We start from the raw sequence: 21,723 nt of genomic DNA on the forward strand, positions 1-21,723 counted from the left end.
GGCAGCTGTCTTGAGTACCGAAGCATTCGTCTACGACGCGATCCGCACCCCGCGCGGCCGCGGCAAGGCCAACGGCGCCCTGCACGGCACCAAGCCCATCGACCTCGTCGTCGGCCTGATCCACGAGATCCGCGCCCGCTTCCCGGGCCTGGACCCGGCCGCCGTGGACGACATCGTCCTCGGCGTGGTCAGCCCGCTCGGCGACCAGGGCTCCGACATCGCCCGCATCGCCGCCATCGCGGCCGGCCTGCCCGACACCGTCGCCGGCGTCCAGGAGAACCGCTTCTGCGCCTCGGGCCTCGAAGCCGTCAACCTGGCCGCCGCCAAGGTGCGTTCGGGCTGGGAGGACCTGATCCTGGCGGGCGGCGTCGAGTCGATGTCCCGCGTACCGATGGGCTCCGACGGCGGCGCCTGGGCGATGGACCCGATGACCAACTACGAGACCGGCTTCGCCCCCCAGGGCATCGGCGCCGACCTCATCGCCACCATCGAGGGCTTCTCACGCCGCGACGTGGACGAGTACGCCGCGCTCTCCCAGGAGCGCGCCGCCGAGGCGTGGAAGGACAACCGCTTCGCCCGGTCCGTCGTCCCCGTCAAGGACCGCAACGGCCTCGTCGTCCTCGACCACGACGAGCACCTGCGCCCCGGCACCACCGCCGACTCGCTCGCCGCGCTCAAGCCGTCCTTCGCGACGATCGGCGAGATGGGCGGATTCGACGCGGTGGTGCTCCAGAAGTACCACTGGGTCGAGAAGATCGACCACGTCCACCACGCGGGCAACTCCTCCGGCATCGTGGACGGCGCCTCCCTCGTCGCCATCGGCAACCAGGAGACCGGCGAGCGCTACGGCCTCACCCCGCGCGCCCGTATCGTCTCCGCCGCCGTCTCCGGCTCCGAGCCGACCATCATGCTCACCGGCCCCGCCCCCGCCAGCCGCAAGGCGCTCGCCAAGGCCGGACTGACCATCGACGACATCGACCTCATCGAGATCAACGAAGCCTTCGCCGGGGTCGTCCTGCGCTTCGTCCGGGACATGGGCGTCTCCCTCGACAAGGTCAACGTCAACGGCGGCGCCATCGCGCTCGGCCACCCGCTGGGCGCCACCGGCGCCATGATCCTCGGCACCCTCATCGACGAGCTGGAGCGCCGCGACCAGCGCTACGGCCTCGCCACCCTGTGCGTGGGCGGCGGCATGGGCATCGCCACCGTTGTCGAGCGTCTCTGACCGCCCCCTTCCTACGGAGAAGACACACCCATGACCGAGAGCACGACCATCCGCTGGGAACAGGACGAGACCGGCGTCGTCACCCTCGTACTGGACGATCCCAGCCAGTCCGCCAACACGATGAACCAGGCGTTCAAGGACTCCATCGCGGCCGTCGCCGACCGCGCCGAGGCCGAGAAGGACTCCATCCGGGGCATCATCTACACCTCCGCCAAGAAGACCTTCTTCGCCGGCGGAGACCTCAAGGACATGATCCGGATCGGTCCTTCGAGCGCGCAGCTCGCGTTCGACACCGGCACCGCCATCAAGAACTCGCTGCGCCGCATCGAGACCCTCGGCAAACCGGTCGTCGCCGCCATCAACGGCGCGGCCCTCGGCGGCGGTTACGAGATCGCGCTCGCCTCCCACCACCGCATCGCCCTCGACGCGCCCGGCTCCCGCATCGGCCTCCCCGAGGTCACCCTCGGCCTGCTCCCCGCGGGCGGCGGCGTCACCCGCACCGTGCGCCTCATGGGCATCGCGGACGCCCTGCTCAAGGTCCTCCTCCAGGGCACCCAGTACACCCCGCGCCGCGCCCAGGAGAACGGCCTCGTCCACGAGGTCGCCGCCACGCCCGAGGAGATGCTGGCCAGGGCCCGCGCCTTCATCGACGCCCACCCGGAGTCCCAGCAGCCCTGGGACGTCAAGGGCTACAAGATCCCCGGCGGCACCCCCGCGCACCCGAAGTTCGCCGCGAACCTGCCCGCCTTCCCGTCGAACCTGAAGAAGCAGATCGCGGGCGCCCCCATGCCCGCGCCGCGCAACATCCTCGCCGCCGCCGTCGAGGGCTCCCAGGTCGACTTCGAGACCGCGCTGACCATCGAGGCCCGGTACTTCACCGAGCTGGTCACCGGCCAGGTCTCCAAGAACATGATCCAGGCGTTCTTCTTCGACCTCCAGGCCGTCAACTCCGGTGCCAGCCGCCCCAAGGGCATCGCGGAGCGCCCGGTCCGCAAGGTCGCCGTCCTCGGCGCGGGCATGATGGGCGCGGGCATCGCGTACTCCTGCGCCAGGGCCGGGATCGACGTCGTCCTCAAGGACGTCTCAGCCGAGGCCGCCGCCAAGGGCAAGGCGTACAGCGAGAAGCTGCTCGACAAGGCGCTGTCCCGGGGCCGTACGACCGAGGCCAAGCGCGACGAGCTGCTGGCCCGCATCACCCCGACCGGTGACGTGGCCGACCTCGCGGGCTGCGACGCGGTCATCGAGGCCGTCTTCGAGGACACCGCCCTCAAGCACAAGGTGTTCCAGGAGATCCAGGACGTCATCGAGCCCGACGCGCTGCTCTGCTCCAACACCTCCACCCTCCCGATCACCGTCCTCGCCGAAGGCGTCTCGCGCCCCGTCGACTTCATCGGGCTGCACTTCTTCTCGCCGGTCGACAAGATGCCGCTGGTCGAGATCATCAAGGGCGAGAAGACCGGGGACGAGGCGCTGGCCCGCGCGTTCGACCTGGTCCGCCTGATCAAGAAGACCCCGATCGTGGTCAACGACTCGCGCGGCTTCTTCACCTCGCGCGTCATCGGCCAGTTCATCAACGAGGGCGTCGCCATGGTCGGCGAGGGCGTCGAGCCCGCCTCCGTCGAGCAGGCCGCCGCGCAGGCCGGCTACCCGGCCAAGGTGCTCTCGCTGATGGACGAGCTGACGCTCACCCTGCCGCGCAAGATCCGCAACGAGACCCGCAAGGCCGTCGAGGAGGCGGGCGGCAGCTGGCCCGGCCACCCGGCGGACGAGGTGATCGACCGGATGGTGGACGAGTTCGGCCGCCCCGGCCGCAGCGGCGGCGCGGGCTTCTACGAGTACGACGAGACGGGCAAGCGGACGCGCCTGTGGCCGGGCCTGCGTGAGCACTTCGTGCAGCCGGACACGGACATCCCGTTCACCGACATGCAGGAGCGCATGCTCTTCTCGGAGGCGCTGGACAGCGTCCGCTGCCTGGAGGAGAACGTCCTCATCACCGTCGCCGACGCCAACATCGGTTCCATCATGGGCATCGGCTTCCCGCCGTGGACCGGCGGCGTGCTCCAGTACATCAACGGGTACGAGGGCGGCCTGCCCGGCTTCGTGGCCCGCGCCCGGGAACTCGCCGAGCGCTACGGGGACCGCTTCCTGCCGCCCGCGCTGCTGGTGGAGAAGGCGGAGAAGGGCGAGACCTTCCACGACTGACCCGGCACGCCGAGTGCCGTACCGCCGTTCCCGGGCGGTACGGCACTCCGTGCGTTCACTCGGCGGTGAACGCCGCCCGCAGCTCCTCCTTCAGCGACCGCTGGAACGCGGTCACCAGTGCCTGGAGCACCATCGGCTGCATGTGCGCGGACAGCGACTTCATCGCCTTGACGTGCTCGGGGTCCGCCTCCCGCTCCCGGTACGGATTCCACACCTCGTCCCGGAAGAGCCGGGTCAGCTCCTGCGCGGCCGACCGGGTGTGCTCCAGCAGCACCGTACGGGCGGCGAGGATCGTCTCGTGCGCGATCGGCACGTCCAGCAGCTCCACGCCGAGCCGCAGCAGCCCCGGGTCCAGCCGGAACACCCCGTCCTCGGGCGCGGACCGCTCCAGCACCCCCATCGCGGCCAGCCGGTCGAGATCCTGACCGCTCAGCGACCGCCCGGCCCGCCGCTCCAGCTCCGCCCGCGAGGCGTCCTCCGCCGAGTCCGGCGCCCAGGAGGCGACCAGGGCCCGGTGGATGGCCAGATCGTGGGCGCTCAGATCGGCCGGCAGCTGCTCCAGGTACCGTTCGATCGCGGCGAGCGTCATGCCCTGGTGCTGAAGCTCCTCGATGAGCGCCAGCCGCGACAGATGGTCATGCCCGTAGTGCCCGACCCGGCGCGGCCCGATCACCGGCGGCGGCAGCAGCCCCCGCGTGCTGTAGAACCGCACCGTCCGCACGGTCACCCCGGCCCGGGCCGCCAGCTCGTCAACGGTGAGCTTCGGCCCCTCCACCTCGGTCGCCATGTCCGCTCCTCGTGTCCGGTGCCCGGTGCAACAGTATTGCTGTCTCACCACCGATGTGAAAGTGCGGGCGGGCCGCGCCGCGACGGAGAGCGGTGCGCCGTCCAGGTGGCCGCACCGCCCCGGCCTGGTACGGGCGTACACCACGTGTCACTCTGTTCCGGCTCCTGTCGTGGAGCGGACCGGCGGAACGGGGAGGGCCAAATGACGGCACACGGCACCGGCGGGGTGGCCCCGGCGGCCTCCGACGCGCTGGGGGAGCAGATCCTCGACGCAGCGCGTGAGCAGTTCATGACCTTCGGGCTGCGCCGCTCGACCGTGGACGACGTGGCCAAGCGCGCCGGGGTGTCGCGGGTGACCGTGTACCGGCGGATCGGCAACAAGGACAGCCTGGTGTCCGCGTGCCTGCTGCGCGAATACCGCAGGTTCGTGGAGGAGGTGGACGAGGCCGTCGCCGCGCTCCCCACCCCCGAGGACCGGCTGGTCGAGGGCTTCGCCGCCGTGCTCCGGCATATCCGCGAACACCCGCTCATCGGCGGGCTGCTGCGCCTGGAGCCGGAGACCATGCTGCCCTTCCTGACCGTGGAGAGCGGCCCCGCCTTCCTCGCGATCCGGGGTTATCTGGCGGGCAGGCTGCGCGAGGTCCGGCGGCTGGAGGGCGGACCGGAGACGGACCCGACGCCCGTCGCCGAGCTCATGGTCCGGATCACCGTCTCCTTCCTCCTCAACCCGGTCAGCTGCTTCGAGCTGGACGACGACGCCCAGGTCCGCGACTTCGCCCGCCGTTGCCTGGTCCCGCTGCTCGCCACCTGACGGGCGCCTCAGCCGTGCCCGGGTCCCGGCCGGGCGGCATTCGCGTCGGCGGTCTCGTCCGGCAGCGGTTCCAGCGGCCGGCTGCGCGCCCAGTGCGGTCCGAGGTCGTCCAGCCGCCAGCCGAAGGGGTACGAACGCGGCTGCGGCCGGGCCGGGAAGCGGCGCGGCCTGGCCGGCATCCCGCGTACACACCGCGCCCGCAGCCGCAGCGCCGCCGACGCCGAGGTCCGCACCCACCGGGGCTGCGGCCGGAAGCCCAGCGCCCTCAGCAGCGGCTCGTCGAGCACCGCCAGCGCGAACCGGGCCACGAACGGCCGCAGCGGACGCGGGTACCAGCCCGCCATCACCCGGAACGTGGCACTGGCCACCCGCCGGTTCGCCGGGTCGTACGCGAACATCCGCTCCTCGTACGCGTCCAGCAGCCGCTCGAACCCCTCGTACGTGTCGGGCACGTCCTCGATGCCCATCATCGCCCCGGTCCGCCGCCCCGCCTCCGCCAGCGCCCGCACCTCCTGCGCGCACAGCGGGCGCCAGCCGTACCGGTCGATCCAGCGCTTCGGCCCCACGACCGTCGTCGCCAGGACGTACCGGAAGTCGTCGTTCTCGATGTGGTACTTGCCGTGGATGCGGTTCAGATGCCGCGCCGCCGCCCGCCCCCGCTCCGAGTCGAAGCCGTCGGCGGCCATCTCGTACCCGATCAGCACCGTGTCGTCGTACCGCTTCTGCCCGTTGCGCTCGAACTCCTGGGTGCGGTCGAGGAGTACGGAGATCCGGGGGACACCGTAATCACGCAGGAACGCCACGCTCACGCCCTGCCGGTAGTCCCACGGGAACTCGTACAGGGAGATCAGCCGAAGGATCTCGGCGTAGTCCCGCGCCGGATCCATCCGGCGGATCTCACGCAGGCGGCTGTACCGGCCCATGGTGAGCCCTCCTGTCCGTGGCCCGGCCTCAACGTGCCCGTTCTCGAAGCGATGTGACGGCACGTCGGTCCCGGAGAGTCAAAGTTACAAATACTATTGACTTGTTTCATCGGTGCCGTCAACACCACCGCGGGGACGCGCGGGCGGGCTCAGGCCGAGGCGCGGCGGACCAGCCGCGTCGGCGTGATCACCGACTCCGGGACCGCGCCGCCGTCCTCCAGCCGCTCCATCAGCAGCCGGACCATCAACCGGCCCATGCCCACCACGTCCTGACGTATCGTCGTCAGCGGCGGGTCCGTCGCCTCGGCCACCGACTCCATGTCGTCGAAGCCGACCAGGGCCACGTCCTGCGGCACCCGCCGCCCCCGCTCCCGCAGCACCCGCAGCGCGCCCGACGCCATCAGGTCGTTCGCCGCGAACACCGCGTCCACGTCCGGCCGCCGCTCCAGCAGCTCGGCCATCGCCCGGGCACCGCCGTCCACGGTGAAGTCGCCGTCCGCGAGCAGCGCCGGGTCGGCGTCCGGCAGGATGTCCGCGTAGCCGTCGATCCGGTCCAGCGCCGAGGTCTGGTCGCGCGGGCCCGCGATGTGCGCGATGTTCCGGCGGCCGAGCCCGGCCAGATGCCGTACGGCCTCCCGGGCGCCGCCCCGGTTGTCGCAGTCCACGAACGGCACCGCGTCGGTCGGCGCGCCCGGCCGCCCGGGCCTGCCGCCGTAGACCGCCGGGACACGGAAACGCCGTATGGCGGCCGGGAGTTCGTCGTCGGTGTGCAGCGAGAAGGCCAGCACCCCGTCGACATGGCCGCCGCCCAGATAGCGGCTGACCCGCTCGAAGTCGCCCCGGCCCTCCACCAGGAGCAGCACCAACTGGGCGTCATGCGCGTTCAGTTCACGGCTGATGCCCCGGATGTGCTGAGAGAAGAACGGGTCGGAGAAGATCCGCACCTCGGGCTCGTCGATGATCACCGCCACCGCCCCGTTGCGCCGGGTCACCAGGGTGCGCGCCGCGTGGTTCGGGACATAGCCCAGCTCCTCGACCGCCTTGCGCACCTGGTCCACGAGCGGCTGTCGGACGCCCGCGCCCCCGTTCACCACCCGGGAGGCCGTCGCCCGGGAGACCCCGGCACGGGCCGCCACCGCTTCCAGCGTGGGGCGTGCGTGGAGCGGGGCATCGGGGGACGGACCGGGCAAGGGACGCTCCTCTGTGGCACATCGGCTCCGGCCGGTCGGCCGGCCCCGCCAGCCTAGGCCCTGTCCCCTCGATCATGCCCCGGGCCGGGTCCCAAGCGGCCCGGACCGTCTGCCCGTTTCCGGAAAACATCGGTGCACGGGGCTACCGTGTGCCGCGCCGCCGCAGTACCTTCCGGCCATGCCGATCGCGCCGACGGCCGGGGGACGGCGGCTGCCCCGGCGCGGCCGTGTCCGCGAGCTCGCGCTGGCGGTCGTCTCCGCCGCGCTGACCGTCCCCCTGCTCGGCGTCCCCTCGGACGCCGCCCGCACCACCGCGCCCCGTACCGGCTTCGAGGTCTCCGGCGGGGCGCGCTGGACCCGGCAGTCCGAGGAGGCGTCGCTGCTCGCGGCCCTCGCCCGGCACGGTGACCAGGTCTCCGTGCACCGGATCGGCACCACGTCCGAGGGCCGCCCCCTGCGCCTCGTCCGGATCGGCAGCACCGACCCCGACGCGCTCACCGTGCTCCTGGTCTGCGGCCAGCACGGCGACGAACCCGCCGTGCGCGAGGCGTGCCTGAGCACGGTCCGGGACCTCGCGTACGCCACCGACGCCCGGACCCGCGCGCTGCTCGCCCGGACCGGGATCCTGGTCGTGCCCACCGCCAACCCCGACGGCCTGGCCGCGGGGACCCGGACCAACGGCGACGGCGTGGACATCAACCGCGACCACCTCGCCCTGCGCAGTCCGGAGGCGCGTGCCGTCGCCGGCGTACTGCGCGATCACGAGCCCGATGTGATCGAGGACTTGCACGAGTACGGTGCCACCTCCCCGTACTACGACAAGGACCTGCTGGTCCTGTGGCCCCGCAACCCCAACACCGACACGCGGCTGCACGACGAGGCGCGGGCCCTGGCCCTGGACCGGGTGCGGCCCGCCGCCGAGAAGGCCGGATTCACCACCGGTCTGTACGGCGAGTGGACCGACCCGGCCACCGGCCACCCGGTCAAGCGGACCGCCGGCGACGGCCAGGAGCGCATCCTGCGCAACCTCGCCGGCCTCGGCCACGCGGTCGGACTCCTGGTCGAATCCCGTACGGACGCGCTCTCCGCCGAGGAGCGCGCCGAACCCGCGCTCAACGCCCGCCGCCGCGTGACCTCCCAACTCGTGGTCCTCAAGGCGCTCTTCCGGTACGCGGACGAGCGGCGGGCGGGCATCGCCGCCGCCACCGCCGCCTCCCGCGCGGCGGGGGCCGACGACCGGGGGCCGGTGTTCCTCGGGGGCACGGACGACGAGGCCCCGGCGCCGGGCGACACTCTCACCGACCCGCCCTGCGGCTACCGCCTCACGCGGGAGCAGTTCGCCCGCGTCCGGGACGAACTCGCGCTGCACGCCGTCACCTCGCGGCCCGACGGCGACGGGGTCTACGTACCCCTGCGGCAGCCGGCCAGGAAGCTGATCCCGCTCCTGCTGGACGTAAGGGCCGCATATCACCTCACAAACGGTCAACCCGATACCGCTTGTTGATCCCGAAAGATGAGCTTTAGGTGTGGTACTGCCTACGGAGAGCGATTTATCAGTTTCCGTGAAAGGTGCCATTCGTGTCGCAGGACGATCAGAGAACGGGCGGCAGAGGGGATGTGCCGGTGACGGCCGACCTCCCCGGCGAACCGGGCCACGGCCGGCGCCCCGTCACCGACCGGGTGGTGTTCGGTGTCACGGCCGGCCTCACCCTGGCCTTCGTCATCTGGGGGGCCACCGCCACCGACTCGCTGGAGGACGTCTCCGACAAGGCCCTCAACGGCCTCATCCACAACGGCGGTTGGGCCTTCATGCTGGCCGCGTCCGGCTTCGTGGTCTTCGCCCTGTGGCTCGCGATCAGCCGGTACGGAAACATCACGCTCGGCCAGGAGGGCGAGGAGCCGGAATTCCGCACCGTCTCCTGGGTCGCGATGATGTTCAGCGCCGGTATGGGCATCGGCCTGATGTTCTACGGGGTCAGCGAGCCGCTCGCCCACTTCACCGACCCGCCGCCCGGCACCCACCCCGCCGACGCGGCCGAGGCGATGCAGACGGCGATGGCCACCACCCTGTTCCACTGGACGCTGCACCCGTGGGCGATCTACGCGGTGGTCGGCCTCGGCATCGCGTACAGCACGTTCCGGCGGCGCAGGCGGCAGACGATCAGCGCCGTCTTCGAGCCGCTGATCGGCCCCCGGCACGCCCACGGCGGCCTCGGCCGGTTCATCGACATCCTGGCCATCTTCGCGACCCTCTTCGGCTCGGCCGCCTCGCTGGGCCTCGGCGCCCTTCAGATCGGCAGCGGCTTCCACGAGCTGGACTGGAAGGAGAAGACCGGCACCGGCCTGCTCGTCCTGATCATCGCCGTGCTGACCGTCGCGTTCATCGCCTCGGCGGTCTCCGGTGTGGAGAAGGGCATCCAGTGGCTGTCCAACATCAACATGGTGCTCGCCCTGATCCTGGCCGTGTTCGTCTTCATCGCGGGCCCCACGATCATCGTGCTCGACCTCATCCCCACCTCGATCGCCTCCTACTTCGGTGACCTCGCGCAGCTCGCGGGCCGCACCGAGGCCACCGGTGAGGGCAAGGTCGCGGACTGGCTCGGCAGCTGGACCGTCTTCTACTGGGCCTGGTGGATCTCCTGGACGCCCTTCGTCGGCATGTTCATCGCCCGCATCAGCAAGGGCCGCACCATCCGCCAGTTCATCGGCGGCGTCATCCTGGTGCCCAGCACCGTCAGCCTGCTCTGGTTCGCCGTCTTCGGCGGCACCGCGATCAAGCTCCAGGAGGGCGGCGAGCTGAGCGGCGCCGAGACGCAGGAGGCGCAGCTCTTCGGAGTACTCCAGCAGTTCCCCGTCGCCACGCTGATGAGCATCCTGGTGATGGTCCTCGTCGGCATCTTCTTCGTCTCCGGCGCCGACGCCGCGTCCATCGTGATGGGCACCCTCTCCCAGAAGGGCATCCTGGAACCCGCCAAGTGGGTCGTCATCTTCTGGGGCGTCGTCACCGGCGCGGTCGCCGCCGTCATGCTGCTCATCGGCAACGGAAAGGGCGACGCCCTCGCGGGCCTCCAGAACCTCACCATCCTGGTCGCGGCCCCCTTCACCATCGTCATGATCTGCATGTGCGTGGCCCTGATGCGCGACCTGCGCCACGACCCCCTGATCGTGCGCCGCGAATTCGGCGTGGAGGCCGTCGAGTCGGCGGTCATCGAGGGCCACGCCAGGTACGACGGCGACTTCGAGATCCGCATCGGCCCGGGCGGCAGCCAGATCACGACGGAACGCCACGACGGCGCCGGGCCGGGGGGCTCCAGCCAGGCGTGAGGGGCCCGCGGGGGCGGGCGGGCCTCGCGGGGGCGGGCGGGCCCGGCGGGCCCCTCCCGGCCCGGCGCCGCCGCTTTCAGGTGCGGTTGCCGACGGCCCCTCAGGCCACCAGCCGTGCCGCCTCCCGGGCGCAGCCCAGGGCCACCGTGACGCCCGCGCCGCCGTGGCCGTAGTTGTGCACCAGCCGGGCGCCGCCGGACAGGGGCTCCGCCTCGATGCGGACGCCCGCGTCGCGGGCCGGGCGGAGGCCCACGCGGTGGCCGATGATCTTCGCGTCGGCGATCTCCGGGCGTATCCGGGCGCACCGTGCCACGATCTCCTCGGCCGTACGGGGATCGGGCGACGCGGTCCAGTCGTCGGCCACCGCCGTGCCGCCGAGCACCAGGCGGCCGGGCTGGGGGAAGAAGTAGGTGGTCGCGCTCGACGCGGGGTCGGCCTCGGTGAACCACTCGTGGATGCCCGGGTTCTCCACCAGCACCAACTGCCCGCGCACCGGGCGCACCCCGGCGTCCGGGACCAGCTCGCGGGCGCCGAGGCCGGCGCAGTTGACCACCGTCCCCGCCTCCGCGGCGGCCTCGGCGAACGAGGTGACCGTGCGGCGCTCGACCGTGCCCCCGGCCGCCCGCACCCGGTCCTCCAGCCACGCCAGGTGCGCCGGCATGTCGATCAGCGGCAGCCGGCACCGCAGCCCCCCGGCGGTCTCCACGGCGTCCTCCAGCTCCCCGGCCCACGCCCCGAGGTTCGCCAGGCGCTCGCCCCGGTGCAGCCCTGCCACCAGGCGTACGCCGGTCTCCTCCGGGCGTACGGCCAGCTCCTCGTACCACCGCAGCGCGGCCAGCGACCAGTCGCCGACGCGGTCCAGCGGCTCGATCCGGTAGGGCCACCACAGGGCGCCCGCCACGGCCGACGTCGTGTCGCCGGCCGGCTCGCGCGACCAGACCCGCACCCGGCGGCCCCGCTCGGCCAGCACCTTCGCCGTGGTCAGCCCGCTGACCCCGCCGCCCACCACGATCACGTCCGCCACCACTGCCGCCTCCCGGTCCGCATACCTGGGCGCCCGCCCGGCCGCCCCCGGCACATTAGGATCTGCACCCTGATGACTGCCACTCTCGTCGCCAAGGATCTCGCCGCCGGACACGGCGACCGCACGCTGTTCGCCGGGCTCGACCTCGTGGTCGCCCCCGGTGACGTGATCGGTCTCGTCGGAGTCAACGGCGCCGGAAAATCGTCCCTGCTCCGGCTGCTCGCCGGCCTCGACCGGCCGGAGGAGGGTGAGCTGCGGCTCTCCCCGCCCACCGCCAACGTCGGCCATCTGCCCCAGGAGCCCGAGCGGCGCCCCGGCGAGACCGTACGGGAGTTCCTGGCCCGCCGGACCGGCGTCGCCGAGGCCCAGACCGCCATGGACACCGCCACCCAGGCCCTGGTCGCGGGCGCCCCCGGCGCGGACGACGCCTACTCCGAGTCCCTGGAGCGCTGGCTGTCCCTCGGCGGCGCGGACCTGGACGAGCGCGCCGAGGAGACCGCCGCCGAACTCGGCCTCACCGTCGGCCTCGACCTGCCGATGACCGCGCTCTCCGGCGGCCAGGCGGCCCGCGCCGGACTCGCCTCGCTCCTGCTGTCGCGCTACGACGTCTTCCTGCTGGACGAGCCCACCAACGACCTGGACCTGGACGGCCTGGAACGCCTGGAGAAGTACGTCTCCGGGCTCCGCTCCGGCACCGTCGTCATCAGCCACGACCGCGAGTTCCTGATGCGCACGGTCACCAAGGTCCTCGAACTCGACCTGGCCCAGCAGCAGATCAACCTGTACGGCGGTGGCTACGCGGCCTACCTGGAGGAGCGCGAGCGCGCCCGGCGGCACGCCCGCGAGGAGTTCGAGGAGTACGCCGGCAAGCGCTCCGCGCTGGAGAGCCGCGCCCTGATGCAGCGCTCCTGGATGGACAAGGGCGTCAAGAACGCCCGCCGCAAGGCCACCGACTCCGACAAGATCGGCCGCAAGTTCCGCAGCGAGTCCAGCGAGAAGCAGGCCGCGAAGGCCCGGCAGACGCAGCGCATGATCGAACGCCTCGACGTGGTCGAGGAGCCGCGCAAGGAGTGGGAGCTGCGCATGGAGATCGCCTCCGCGCCCCGCTCCGGCTCGGTCGTCGCCACCCTCCGCGAGGCCCGCGTCGCACGCGGCGACTTCGTCTTCGGCCCCGTCTCGCTCCAGATCGACTGGGCGGACCGGGCCGCCATCACGGGTGCCAACGGGGCCGGCAAGTCGACCCTGCTCGCCGCGCTGCTCGGCCGCCTCCCGCTGGACTCGGGGCACGCGCACCTGGGCTCCGGCGTGGTCGTCGGCGAGGTGGACCAGGCGCGCCGGCTCTTCCACGGCTCGGAGACGCTCCTGGAGGCGTTCTGCGCGGCGGTCCCGGAGACGGAGCCCGCCGACGTACGCACGCTGCTCGCCAAGTTCGGACTGCGCGCCGACCATGTGATGCGCCCGGCGACGACCCTCTCACCGGGCGAGCGCACCCGGGCGGCACTCGCCCTGCTCCAGGGCCGGGGCGTCAACCTCCTGGTGCTGGACGAGCCCACGAACCACCTGGACCTGCCCGCCATCGAGCAGCTGGAGTCCGCGCTCGACTCGTACACCGGCACCCTGCTCCTGGTCACGCACGACCGCCGGATGCTGGAAGCGGTCCGCACGACGCGCCGGATCGAGGTGGCGGAGGGCCGTGTGACGGAGGTCTGATTCCCTCCGGCGTTCGAGGAGCGGGGCCCGGGGCAGCGCCCCGGTTTCGGGAAGGGGCGGCAGGGGACAAGGGCCGCCCCCACCCGCCCCCGTCCCCTACTCGCCCTTCAACAACCCCGCCCGCCGCAACGCATCGGCCATCGCCCCACTGGCCGGAGCCGCCGCAGGCGCGGACCGGCCGCCGCCCCCACCGCCACGGGACTGGCGGCCACCGCCCCCCTGCCGGGGCCGGGGCGGCCGCCCGCCCCGCTCACCCCCGGACGAAGCCCCACGGCCACCGGCCGTCTGCTCATCGTCCAACCGCAACGACAACGAAATCCGCTTCCGCGGAATATCGACCTCCATCACCTTCACCCGCACCACATCCCCCGGCTTCACCACATCCCGGGGGTCCTTCACGAACGTCCGCGACATCGCCGACACATGCACCAGCCCGTCCTGATGCACCCCGACGTCCACGAACGCCCCGAACGCGGCGACGTTCGTCACGACGCCCTCCAGCACCATCCCGGCCTCCAGGTCGCCGATCTTCTCGACGCCCTCCTTGAAGGTGGCGGTCTTGAACGCGGGTCGCGGGTCGCGCCCCGGCTTCTCCAGCTCCTTCAGGATGTCGCTCACCGTCGGCAGCCCGAACTTCTCGGACACGAAGTCGTCGGCCCGCAACGACCGCAGGACACCCGTGTTGCCGATCAGCGCGGCCACGTCCCCGCCGGTCTTCTTCACCATCGCGCGCACCACCGGATACGCCTCCGGGTGCACGCTCGACGCGTCGAGCGGGTCGTCGCCGCGGATGCGGAGGAAGCCCGCGCACTGCTCGTACGCCTTCGGACCCAGCCGGGCCACGTCCTTCAGGCTCCGGCGGGACCGGAAGGGCCCGTTCGCGTCGCGGTGCGCCACGATGTTCTCGGCGAGCCCCGAGCCGATGCCGGAGACCCGGGAGAGCAGCGGCGCGGACGCGGTGTTGACGTCGACGCCCACCCCGTTCACGCAGTCCTCCACGACCGCGTCCAGCGACCGTGAGAGCTTCACCTCGGACAGGTCGTGCTGGTACTGCCCGACACCGATCGACTTCGGGTCGATCTTCACCAGCTCGGCCAGCGGGTCCTGGAGCCGGCGCGCGATCGAGACGGCACCGCGCAACGACACGTCCATGTCGGGCAGTTCCTGCGAGGCGAACGCCGAGGCGGAGTACACGGAGGCGCCCGCCTCCGACACCATCACCTTGGTCAGCTTCAGCTCCGGGTGCTTCGCGCACAGCTCACCCGCGAGCTTGTCCGTCTCCCGGGACGCCGTGCCGTTGCCGATGGCGATCAGATCGACCCGGTGCTCCCGGGCCAGCCGCTCCAGGGTCGCCAGCGACTGGTCCCACTTGTTGGCCGGGACATGCGGGTGGATGACGTCGGTCGCGACGACCTTGCCCGTCGCGTCCACGACGGCGACCTTCACCCCGGTACGGAAACCGGGGTCGAGCCCCAGCGTGGCCCGCGTTCCGGCCGGCGCGGCGAGCAGCAGATCGCGCAGGTTCGACGCGAAGACGCGTACCGCCTCGTCCTCCGCGGCCGTACGCAGCCGCAGCCGCAGGTCGATGCCGAGGTGCACCAGGATGCGGGTCCGCCAGGCCCACCGCACGGTGTCGGCCAGCCACTTGTCGCCGGGGCGCCCCCGGTCGCCCACGCCGAAGCGCCGGGCGACCATGGTCTCGTACGAGGACGGGCCGGGCGCCTCGGACGGCTCCTCCGGCTCCAGGACCAGGTCGAGCACGTCCTCCTTCTCGCCCCGGAGCATCGCGAGCACCCGGTGCGAGGGCAGCGCGGTGAACGGCTCGGCGAAGTCGAAGTAGTCCGCGAACTTGGCGCCCGCCTCCTCCTTGCCGTCCCGCACCCGGGCCACCAGCCGCCCGCGCGTCCACATCCGCTCGCGCAGCTCGCCGATGAGGTCGGCGTCCTCCGAGAAGCGCTCCGCGAGGATGGCGCGGGCGCCCTCCAGGGCCGCCGCCGGGTCCGCGACGCCCTTGTCCGCGTCCACGAACGCCGCCGCGGCGGCGAGCGGCTCGACCGAGGGGTCGGCCAGCAGACCGGAGGCGAGCGGTTCGAGACCGGCCTCCCGGGCGATCTGCGCCTTCGTCCGTCGCTTCGGCTTGAACGGGAGATAGATGTCCTCAAGCCGCGCCTTCGTGTCGGCGGCCCGGATGCGCGCCTCCAGCGCCTCGTCCAGCTTGCCCTGCTCCCGTACGGATTCGAGGACCGCCGTCCGGCGCTCCTCCAGCTCCCGCAGATACCGCAGCCGTTCCTCAAGCGTGCGCAGCTGCGCGTCGTCGAGCATCTCGGTCGCTTCCTTGCGGTAGCGCGCGATGAACGGCACGGTGGACCCGCCGTCGAGCAGCTCGACGGCCGCCTTCACCTGTCGCTCGCGTACGCCGAGCTCCTCGGCGATCCTGCCTTCGATGGACGTCGTCACGGTTCTACCGACTCGCCTTCTCCTGCTGGCTGTGCTGGTCGGGCCCCGGCCGCCGCTGGGACGGACCCGGAGCCACACGCCCTGCATTGTGCCGGGTGGCCGGGCGCCGTGTCGCCCGGCCACCCCAGTGAGCGGCCGCGGTTTTTACGGTCAGCCCGTCGCGCTCGCCGGGAAGGCGCCCGCCGCCGCGGCCGTGGCGAGGAAGCCGCGCCCCAGCTCGGTCAGCCGGGCCACACCCGGCCCGCCCAGGTGCTCGTACGGGCCCCGGTCCATCCGGTCCGTGGCCTCCTCCACCTCCGTGCGCAGCGCGGCGCCCGCCTCGGTCAGCTCGCCGTCCGCCGTGAGCAGCCCGCGCCCGCGCAGCCGCTCCGACGCCTCCTCCCAGTCGGTGCGCCGCCAGCCCCGGCTGGCCAGCAGCCAGCGGATCGCCATGCCCTTGCCCGTGGCGGTGTGGCTGACCACCGCTTCGAGCGGGTCGAGCTCCGCGGTGAGGAGCGCGGCGAGATGGGCGTCGCCCCGGTGCTCGCGCAGCAGCGTCGCCGCGTGCCAGTACGCCAGGTGCGGTGCGCCGGGCACCGGCAGACCGGCGTGCGCCGCGTACAGCGGGCGGGCGTGCCGGGTGCAGCCCTCCGTGGCGCGCAGGGCCAGCCGCGCCGCCTCGGCCATCTCGGGCGAGGCGATGATCTCCTCGCCGAGCAGCCGGCGCAGCGTCGCGTCGGCGGCGCGCAGCCGCGCGTCCAGGACCTTGGCGGGCGAGGCGATGCCCCAGATCGCGGGGACGTGCCGGGCGATCATCGCCGGGTTGAAGTTGTAGAAGGTCGCGGCCACCGTCTCCGCCCCGACCGCGCCCATCGCGGCGGCGCGGGTGGCGAAGTAGACCGCGGAGGGGTCGTCGATGCCGATCCCGCCGAGCTCCTTGCCGAGGTCGGGGGAGAAGTAGAGCGAGGAGTGCAGCGGGTTCAGGGCATTGTGGCAACGCCGGCCGGCCCGGGGCGGGAGAGTACTCATACCCGAACGTTACCGACTGGTCGGTACGGCCAGGAACCCCTGGGCGCACGTGACCTGCGCCGCAGCCGGTGATGGCAGGAAAGGTGGGGAACCCGTCATTGCGGCCATCCCGGCGGCCGCCCAGGATGGCGGACATGAAGCAGCGATCCGTGCTCGTCGTCCTCTTCGACGGCATCCAGAGCCTCGACGTCACCGGCCCCATGGAGGTCTTCGCCGGGGCGTCAGGCTTCCCGGACGTCGCGTACGAGCTGCGCACCGCCTCGCTGGACGGCGCCCCGGTCCGCTCCTCCTGCGGCCTCACCCTGGTCCCCGACGGCAGCCTTGCCGACGCGCCGGCACCCCACACCCTCCTCGTTCCCGGCGGCTGGGGCACCCGCGACCCCGACCCCGCGCTCGTCGAGTGGCTCCGCGCGCACGGGCCGCTGCCGGAGCGGCTGGTCTCCGTGTGCAGCGGGGCGCTGCTGCTCGCGGCGGCCGGACAGCTGGACGGGCACCGGGCGACGACGCACTGGAACGTGTGCGAGAAGCTGGCCCGCGAACACCCCGCCGTCGAGGTCGACCCCGAGCCGATCTTCGTACGCGACGGCAGGATCGCCACCTCCGCCGGGGTCACCGCGGGCATCGACCTCGCGCTGGCCCTGGTCGAGGAGGACCACGGACGGGACGTCGCCCTCACCGTCGCCCGGCACCTCGTCGTCTTCCTGCGCAGGCCGGGCGGCCAGTCCCAGTTCAGCGCCCAGCTCAGCGCCCAGACGGCGCGCCGTGAACCGCTGCGCGAGGTGCAGCACTGGATCACCGAGCACCCCGGCGCCGACCTCTCCGTCGAGGCCCTGGCGGCCCGGGCCCGCCTCTCGCCCCGCCACTTCGCCCGCGCCTTCCAGGCGGAGACGGGCACCACACCCGGCCGGTACACCGACCGGGTCCGCCTGGAACACGCCCGCCGGCTCCTGGAGGACACCACCGACGGGGTCGCCCAAATCGCCCGCGACTGCGGCTACGGCACCCCGGAGGCGATGCGCCGGGCCTTCGTCAAGGCGCTCGGCGCGGGCCCGGCCGAATACCGCCGCCGCTTCGGCTCCCGTACCGCCGGCCACTCCTGACCCACCCGAGAGACAGGAAACCCATGCAGATCGCCATCGCCCTCTTCGACCGCTTCACCGCGCTGGACGCCGTCGGCCCGTACGAGATCCTGTCCCGCGCCCCCGGCGCCGAGACGGTCTTCGTCGCCGAGCGCACGGGCGCGGTACGCAACGACAGCGGCACCCTCGAACTGGTCGCCCACCGCACGTTCGACCAGGTCCCGGCCCCCGATCTGGTGATCGTCCCCGGCGGCCCCGGACAGCACCACCAGATGGCGAACGAGAACCTGCTCGGCTGGCTGCGACGCGCCGACGAGGCCAGCACCTGGACGACCTCCGTGTGCAGCGGATCGCTGCTGCTGGCGGCGGCCGGGCTCCTTGAGGGGCGGCGCGCCGCCTCGCACTGGCTCGCCCTCGACACCCTGAAGGACCACGGCGCCGAGCCCACCGGCGAACGCGTCGTCTTCGACGGCAAGTACGTCACCGCCGCCGGCGTCTCGTCCGGCATCGACATGGGCCTCACCCTGCTCGGCCGGATCGCCGGCGACCGGACCGCCCAGGCCGTACAGCTCCTCACCGAATACGACCCCCAGCCGCCCTACGACGCCGGATCGCCGGACAAGGCGCCGGCCGACCTGGTCGAGGAGTGGCGGGGCCGGAGCCGCTTCATCCTTCAGTAGGCGCCCCAGCCGAAGCGGGGCGCGCGGCGTTCCAGGAAAGCGGCGACCCCCTCCGCGGTGTCGCCGCTGCCGCGTGCCTGACCGGCCCAGTACGCGTCCCGGTCCGTGCGCCCGGCCGCGAACTCCTTGGCGGCGGCCTGGGTCAGCCGGGACCGGGACACCAGGGTGCTCACGTACGCCGCGACCCGCCCGTCCAGCCCGTCGGCCGGCAGCACCTCGTCCACCAGGCCCGTCCGCAGCGCCCGCCCCGTGTCGATCAGCTCACCGGAGAACAGCAGGTGCTTGGCCGTCGCCGGCCCTGTGAGGGCGACGAGGCGGCGGGTGGACGATGCCGGATAGACGATGCCCAGCTTGGCCGGGGTGACCCCGAACAGGGCGCCCTCGGCCGCGAAGCGCAGATCGCAGGCGGCGGCGAGCTGGCTCCCGCCGCCCACGCAGTACCCGCGCACCGCCGCGAGGGTCGGCAGCGGGAACGCGGCCAGCGCCTCCTCGGCCGCCACGGCCAGGCTCTGCGGATCGCTCCCGGGGTCCCGCAGCGAGGAGATGTCGGCGCCCGCGCAGAAGGTGTCGCCCGCGCCCGTCAGGATCAGGGCGCCCACGGACGGATCGGCCGCCAGCTTGTCGAGCAGGACCGGCAGCGCCTCCCACATGGCCGCCGTCATCGCGTTGCGCTTGGCGGGGTTGCTGATGACGACGGTGGCGACGCCGTCCGTGACGGTGTGCTCCAGCCGGGGTTCCGTACGGTCCATGGCGCGGATGCTATCCGTGGGGTCCGAACCTACGATCGGAAGGGGCCGTGAAACAGGCACGCACCCGAGGAGCCCCACGTGGACGGTCCCGAACGCGAAGGCAGGAAGCTCCACCGCAGCTTCGGCGGTCTGGCCCTGCTCGGCATCCTGCTCGTCGTCGCCGGCCTGGTCGGCCTCGTCTACACCGGCGTCGCGACGCTCACCTCGATGATCCTGTTCGGCTGGCTGCTCCTGGTCGGCGGCCTCGTCGGCCTGGTGCACGCCGTCCAGTCGCGCGGCACCAACTACTTCTGGCTGGGCGTGGTGGTCGCCGCGCTGAACATCGCCGCCGGCGTCGTCGTCATCCGCCACCCGCACGGCACCGCCGAGGCGCTGACCATGTTCGCCGCGCTGCTCTTCCTGACCGGCGGGGTCTTCCGGCTCGTCGGCAGCGTCGTGGTGCGCGGCCCGCAGTTCGGCTGGACGCTGCTCCAGGGCGCCTTCGGCCTGCTCCTCGGCCTGCTCGTACTCTTCGACTGGCCGCACAGCAGCCTCTACGTACTCGGCTGCTTCTTCTCGCTGGCCCTGCTCTTCGACGGGCTCGGACTCGTCGCCGTCGGGATCGGCGGCCGGCGCATCGTCTCGATGGTCGCCGAGGACGGACAGAAGCAGTCCGAAAACTGACACTCTCGCGTAAATGGCGTCGAGTTCGGTCAATAGGAGTCGACTTCTGTTCAATAGTACGGACCGAAGCAACCTCGCCCGCCACCCTGTACTCGATGTGAAGTCACTACGAGATGTGAAGTCACCACGAGTGGAGAGCGGGTACCGGACTATGGAGAGCCGCGGGAGCACCCCCGCCCGGCCCGTGCCGTACGAAGGGGCCTGGCGCTTCACCGCCCCGGCCACGGACCTCTCCGTACCCCAGGCCAGGCACGCCGTACGCGATCTGCTGAAGCGCCAGAACGTGCCGATCGAGGACGACATCGCCCAGGGCCTGCTGCTCATCGTCTCCGAGCTGGTCACCAACGCCGTCAAGCACGCCGCGCTGCTCTCGCCCGAGCTCGCCGTGGAGGTGGCCGTGGGCGAGGACTGGGTCAGGGTGTCCGTCGAGGACAACCACCCCTACCGCCCGACGGCCCTGGAGACCGACTACGCGCAGACCGGCGGCCGGGGCCTGCTGCTGGTCCGGGAGATCACCCGGGAAGCCGGCGGCACCTGCGACGTCGAGCACACCGCGGGCGGCGGCAAGGTCATCTGGGCGGCCCTGCCGCTGAGCACCGCCCTCTGACCCCTCCGCCGCACCCGGCCTACCAGCCGGCGCCGTCCCCGGTCAGCTCGCGGATCGCCGGCCGGGCCGCGTCCAGCACGGTCATGAACCACGCGGAGAACGGCTCACGGGCATGCCGCTCGGCCAGCTCCGCCGCCGTCACGAAGGCCGTCCCGCCGACCTCCTCCGGATCGGGCCGCAGCCGCTCCTGCGCCAGGCCCACGAAGAGGTGGTTGAACTCCTGCTCCACCAGGCCCGAAGCCGGGTCCGGGTGGTTGTAGCGGACGGTGCCCGCCTCGGCCAGCAGCGAGGGCGAGACCCCCAGCTCCTCGTACGTACGCCGGGCGGCGGCGGCGAACGGGGCCTCACCCGGGTAGGGGTGGCCGCAGCAGGTGTTGGACCAGACACCGGGGGAGTGGTACTTGCCCAGGGCGCGCTGCTGGAGCAGCAGCCGGCCCTGCTCGTCGAAGAGGAACACGGAGAACGCGCGGTGCAGTTGGCCGGGCGCCTGATGGGCGGCGAGCTTCTCCGCCGTGCCGATGGTGGTGCCGTTCTCATCGACCAGTTCGAGCATGATCGCTTCCGCTGTGCCGTTCGACGAGGTGTTCGCCGCGGTGGCTGGTGTGGTCGGCATACCCATCCTTCGCTGTGGTCCCGGCCCCGTGCAGCCGGTCCCGTCGAGTCTGCTCAAGTCTGCCGTACAAAAGCGGCTTGTCCGTACTTAGGGTCCTGGCATGTCCGCCCGGTCCCGGCCGGTGTCTCAGACCCCGAAGGCGGGCGGATACTCAATCGTGCCCCTCGGGACCGGCGCGGAATCATCGAGCACCAGCGCCATCATCGACTCGTCCGGCACCTCGAACGGCGCCCGGATTCCGTACCGCGAGGCCGGTACGAAACCGAACCTCGGGTAGTACGTGGGGTGCCCGAGGACCAGGACCAGCCGCTCCCCGTACCGCCGCGCCCCCTCCAGCACCGCCCGCACCACGGCCGAGCCGGCGCCCCGGCCCTGGTGCTCCGGCGCGGTGGCGACCGGCGCCAGCGCCAGGGCGGGCACACCGTCGACCCAGCAGCGGCTCAGCAGGGCGAACGCGGCGACCGAGCCGTCGGGTGCCTCGGCGACGTACGAGAGGCCGGGCAGCCAGGCCGACGAATCCCTGCGGAGCGTGTCCACGAGCTCGGCCTCCGCCTCCGTCGGGAACGCGGCGGTGTTCACGGCGCGCACGGCGGGGATGTCGTCCCGCGTCTCGGGGCGGGCGGGCCAGGTGATGTCGTTCAACGTGGGGACCCTCGGGTGGGCGGGCACCGG

The 21,723-nt window shown here is 72.5% G+C and carries 19 protein-coding genes; 10 read left to right on the forward strand and 9 right to left on the reverse strand.

Annotation, left to right across the window (positions count from 1 at the left end; genetic code table 11):
- The first annotated feature begins 10 nt into the window (after nucleotides 1-10).
- Nucleotides 11-1,225 carry an acetyl-CoA C-acetyltransferase gene (locus OG338_RS27010; RefSeq protein WP_405939828.1) on the forward strand — a complete coding sequence of 405 codons (1,215 nt, stop codon included), beginning with the start codon at nucleotides 11-13 and terminating at the stop codon, nucleotides 1,223-1,225.
- A gap of 30 nt (nucleotides 1,226-1,255) precedes the next feature.
- A complete protein-coding gene (locus OG338_RS27015) occupies nucleotides 1,256-3,427 on the forward strand; it encodes a 3-hydroxyacyl-CoA dehydrogenase NAD-binding domain-containing protein (RefSeq protein WP_405939829.1) in 2,172 nt (723 codons plus the stop codon).
- A gap of 55 nt (nucleotides 3,428-3,482) precedes the next feature.
- Here OG338_RS27015 and OG338_RS27020 read toward each other — a convergent pair whose 3' ends face one another.
- Nucleotides 3,483-4,214 carry a MerR family transcriptional regulator gene (locus OG338_RS27020; protein ID WP_405939830.1) on the reverse strand — a complete coding sequence of 244 codons (732 nt, stop codon included), beginning with the start codon at nucleotides 4,212-4,214 and terminating at the stop codon, nucleotides 3,483-3,485.
- A 201-nt stretch (nucleotides 4,215-4,415) separates the two neighbouring features.
- Here OG338_RS27020 and OG338_RS27025 point away from each other — a divergent pair, with 201 nt between their 5' ends.
- Complete coding sequence (locus tag OG338_RS27025; RefSeq protein WP_405939831.1) at nucleotides 4,416-5,024, forward strand: TetR/AcrR family transcriptional regulator; 609 nt, start codon at nucleotides 4,416-4,418, stop codon at nucleotides 5,022-5,024.
- Nucleotides 5,025-5,032: 8 nt separating this feature from the next.
- Here the strand turns inward: OG338_RS27025 and OG338_RS27030 are convergent, their stop codons facing one another.
- The gene (locus OG338_RS27030; protein WP_405939832.1) at nucleotides 5,033-5,947 is read right to left on the reverse strand and encodes an oxygenase MpaB family protein; all 915 of its coding nucleotides are present in this window, start codon (nucleotides 5,945-5,947) and stop codon (nucleotides 5,033-5,035) included.
- A gap of 149 nt (nucleotides 5,948-6,096) precedes the next feature.
- Nucleotides 6,097-7,137 carry a LacI family DNA-binding transcriptional regulator gene (locus tag OG338_RS27035; RefSeq protein WP_405939833.1) on the reverse strand — a complete coding sequence of 347 codons (1,041 nt, stop codon included), beginning with the start codon at nucleotides 7,135-7,137 and terminating at the stop codon, nucleotides 6,097-6,099.
- A 178-nt stretch (nucleotides 7,138-7,315) separates the two neighbouring features.
- Here OG338_RS27035 and OG338_RS27040 point away from each other — a divergent pair, with 178 nt between their 5' ends.
- Both OG338_RS27040 and OG338_RS27045 read left to right on the forward strand, forming a co-directional pair.
- Complete coding sequence (locus OG338_RS27040; RefSeq protein ID WP_405939834.1) at nucleotides 7,316-8,641, forward strand: M14 family metallocarboxypeptidase; 1,326 nt, start codon at nucleotides 7,316-7,318, stop codon at nucleotides 8,639-8,641.
- Between the two features lie 74 nt (nucleotides 8,642-8,715).
- Nucleotides 8,716-10,461 carry a BCCT family transporter gene (locus OG338_RS27045; RefSeq protein ID WP_405939835.1) on the forward strand — a complete coding sequence of 582 codons (1,746 nt, stop codon included), beginning with the start codon at nucleotides 8,716-8,718 and terminating at the stop codon, nucleotides 10,459-10,461.
- A gap of 100 nt (nucleotides 10,462-10,561) precedes the next feature.
- On the opposite strand, the gene OG338_RS27050 is transcribed toward OG338_RS27045, so the two are convergent.
- Complete coding sequence (locus OG338_RS27050) at nucleotides 10,562-11,485, reverse strand: FAD-dependent oxidoreductase (protein WP_405940540.1); 924 nt, start codon at nucleotides 11,483-11,485, stop codon at nucleotides 10,562-10,564.
- A gap of 72 nt (nucleotides 11,486-11,557) precedes the next feature.
- Between OG338_RS27050 and OG338_RS27055 the strand changes: the two genes are divergently transcribed.
- Nucleotides 11,558-13,195, forward strand: a complete 1,638-nt coding sequence (locus OG338_RS27055; RefSeq protein ID WP_405939836.1) for an ABC-F family ATP-binding cassette domain-containing protein — start codon at nucleotides 11,558-11,560, stop codon at nucleotides 13,193-13,195.
- Between the two features lie 96 nt (nucleotides 13,196-13,291).
- Here the strand turns inward: OG338_RS27055 and OG338_RS27060 are convergent, their stop codons facing one another.
- On the reverse strand, nucleotides 13,292-15,652 hold the full coding sequence (locus tag OG338_RS27060; protein ID WP_405939837.1) for a Tex family protein: 2,361 nt from the start codon (nucleotides 15,650-15,652) through the stop codon (nucleotides 13,292-13,294).
- 150 nt (nucleotides 15,653-15,802) lie between these two features.
- Complete coding sequence (locus tag OG338_RS27065; RefSeq protein WP_405939838.1) at nucleotides 15,803-16,660, reverse strand: SCO6745 family protein; 858 nt, start codon at nucleotides 16,658-16,660, stop codon at nucleotides 15,803-15,805.
- Between the two features lie 134 nt (nucleotides 16,661-16,794).
- Here OG338_RS27065 and OG338_RS27070 point away from each other — a divergent pair, with 134 nt between their 5' ends.
- The gene (locus tag OG338_RS27070; RefSeq protein WP_405939839.1) at nucleotides 16,795-17,760 is read left to right on the forward strand and encodes a GlxA family transcriptional regulator; all 966 of its coding nucleotides are present in this window, start codon (nucleotides 16,795-16,797) and stop codon (nucleotides 17,758-17,760) included.
- A 23-nt stretch (nucleotides 17,761-17,783) separates the two neighbouring features.
- Nucleotides 17,784-18,419 carry a DJ-1/PfpI family protein gene (locus OG338_RS27075; protein ID WP_405939840.1) on the forward strand — a complete coding sequence of 212 codons (636 nt, stop codon included), beginning with the start codon at nucleotides 17,784-17,786 and terminating at the stop codon, nucleotides 18,417-18,419.
- On the opposite strand, the gene OG338_RS27080 is transcribed toward OG338_RS27075, so the two are convergent.
- Entirely contained in the window at nucleotides 18,413-19,168 is a 756-nt protein-coding gene (locus OG338_RS27080) for an enoyl-CoA hydratase/isomerase family protein (RefSeq protein ID WP_405939841.1), read from the reverse strand. The two genes, OG338_RS27075 and OG338_RS27080, sit on opposite strands and share 7 nt — an antisense overlap.
- A 78-nt stretch (nucleotides 19,169-19,246) precedes the next feature.
- Here OG338_RS27080 and OG338_RS27085 point away from each other — a divergent pair, with 78 nt between their 5' ends.
- Nucleotides 19,247-19,831 (forward strand): HdeD family acid-resistance protein, encoded by a 585-nt coding sequence (locus OG338_RS27085; protein WP_405939842.1) that lies wholly within the window; start codon nucleotides 19,247-19,249, stop codon nucleotides 19,829-19,831.
- A gap of 151 nt (nucleotides 19,832-19,982) precedes the next feature.
- A complete protein-coding gene (locus tag OG338_RS27090; protein ID WP_405939843.1) occupies nucleotides 19,983-20,438 on the forward strand; it encodes an ATP-binding protein in 456 nt (151 codons plus the stop codon).
- Nucleotides 20,439-20,457: 19 nt separating this feature from the next.
- On the opposite strand, the gene idi is transcribed toward OG338_RS27090, so the two are convergent.
- Nucleotides 20,458-21,051 (reverse strand): isopentenyl-diphosphate Delta-isomerase, encoded by a 594-nt coding sequence (gene idi, locus OG338_RS27095; RefSeq protein WP_405939844.1) that lies wholly within the window; start codon nucleotides 21,049-21,051, stop codon nucleotides 20,458-20,460.
- A gap of 126 nt (nucleotides 21,052-21,177) precedes the next feature.
- Nucleotides 21,178-21,693, reverse strand: a complete 516-nt coding sequence (locus tag OG338_RS27100) for a GNAT family N-acetyltransferase (RefSeq protein ID WP_405939845.1) — start codon at nucleotides 21,691-21,693, stop codon at nucleotides 21,178-21,180.
- Between the last annotated feature and the right edge of the window lie 30 nt (nucleotides 21,694-21,723).

It is taken from the genome of Streptomyces sp. NBC_00726 (genome assembly GCF_045161735.1).
In the GTDB taxonomy this organism is placed as follows: Bacteria; Actinomycetota; Actinomycetes; order Streptomycetales; family Streptomycetaceae; genus Streptomyces.

Coding starts and splice junctions, on each gene's coding strand:
- OG338_RS27015 (WP_405939829.1), top strand. CDS start 1,256: ATGACCGAGAGCACGACCATCCGCTGGGAACAGGACGAGACCGGCGTC.
- OG338_RS27020 (WP_405939830.1), bottom strand. CDS start 4,214: ATGGCGACCGAGGTGGAGGGGCCGAAGCTCACCGTTGACGAGCTGGCG.
- OG338_RS27025 (WP_405939831.1), top strand. CDS start 4,416: ATGACGGCACACGGCACCGGCGGGGTGGCCCCGGCGGCCTCCGACGCG.
- OG338_RS27030 (WP_405939832.1), bottom strand. CDS start 5,947: ATGGGCCGGTACAGCCGCCTGCGTGAGATCCGCCGGATGGATCCGGCG.
- OG338_RS27040 (WP_405939834.1), top strand. CDS start 7,316: ATGCCGATCGCGCCGACGGCCGGGGGACGGCGGCTGCCCCGGCGCGGC.
- OG338_RS27055 (WP_405939836.1), top strand. CDS start 11,558: ATGACTGCCACTCTCGTCGCCAAGGATCTCGCCGCCGGACACGGCGAC.
- OG338_RS27065 (WP_405939838.1), bottom strand. CDS start 16,660: ATGAGTACTCTCCCGCCCCGGGCCGGCCGGCGTTGCCACAATGCCCTG.
- OG338_RS27070 (WP_405939839.1), top strand. CDS start 16,795: ATGAAGCAGCGATCCGTGCTCGTCGTCCTCTTCGACGGCATCCAGAGC.
- OG338_RS27075 (WP_405939840.1), top strand. CDS start 17,784: ATGCAGATCGCCATCGCCCTCTTCGACCGCTTCACCGCGCTGGACGCC.
- OG338_RS27080 (WP_405939841.1), bottom strand. CDS start 19,168: ATGGACCGTACGGAACCCCGGCTGGAGCACACCGTCACGGACGGCGTC.
- OG338_RS27090 (WP_405939843.1), top strand. CDS start 19,983: ATGGAGAGCCGCGGGAGCACCCCCGCCCGGCCCGTGCCGTACGAAGGG.
- idi (WP_405939844.1), bottom strand. CDS start 21,051: ATGCCGACCACACCAGCCACCGCGGCGAACACCTCGTCGAACGGCACA.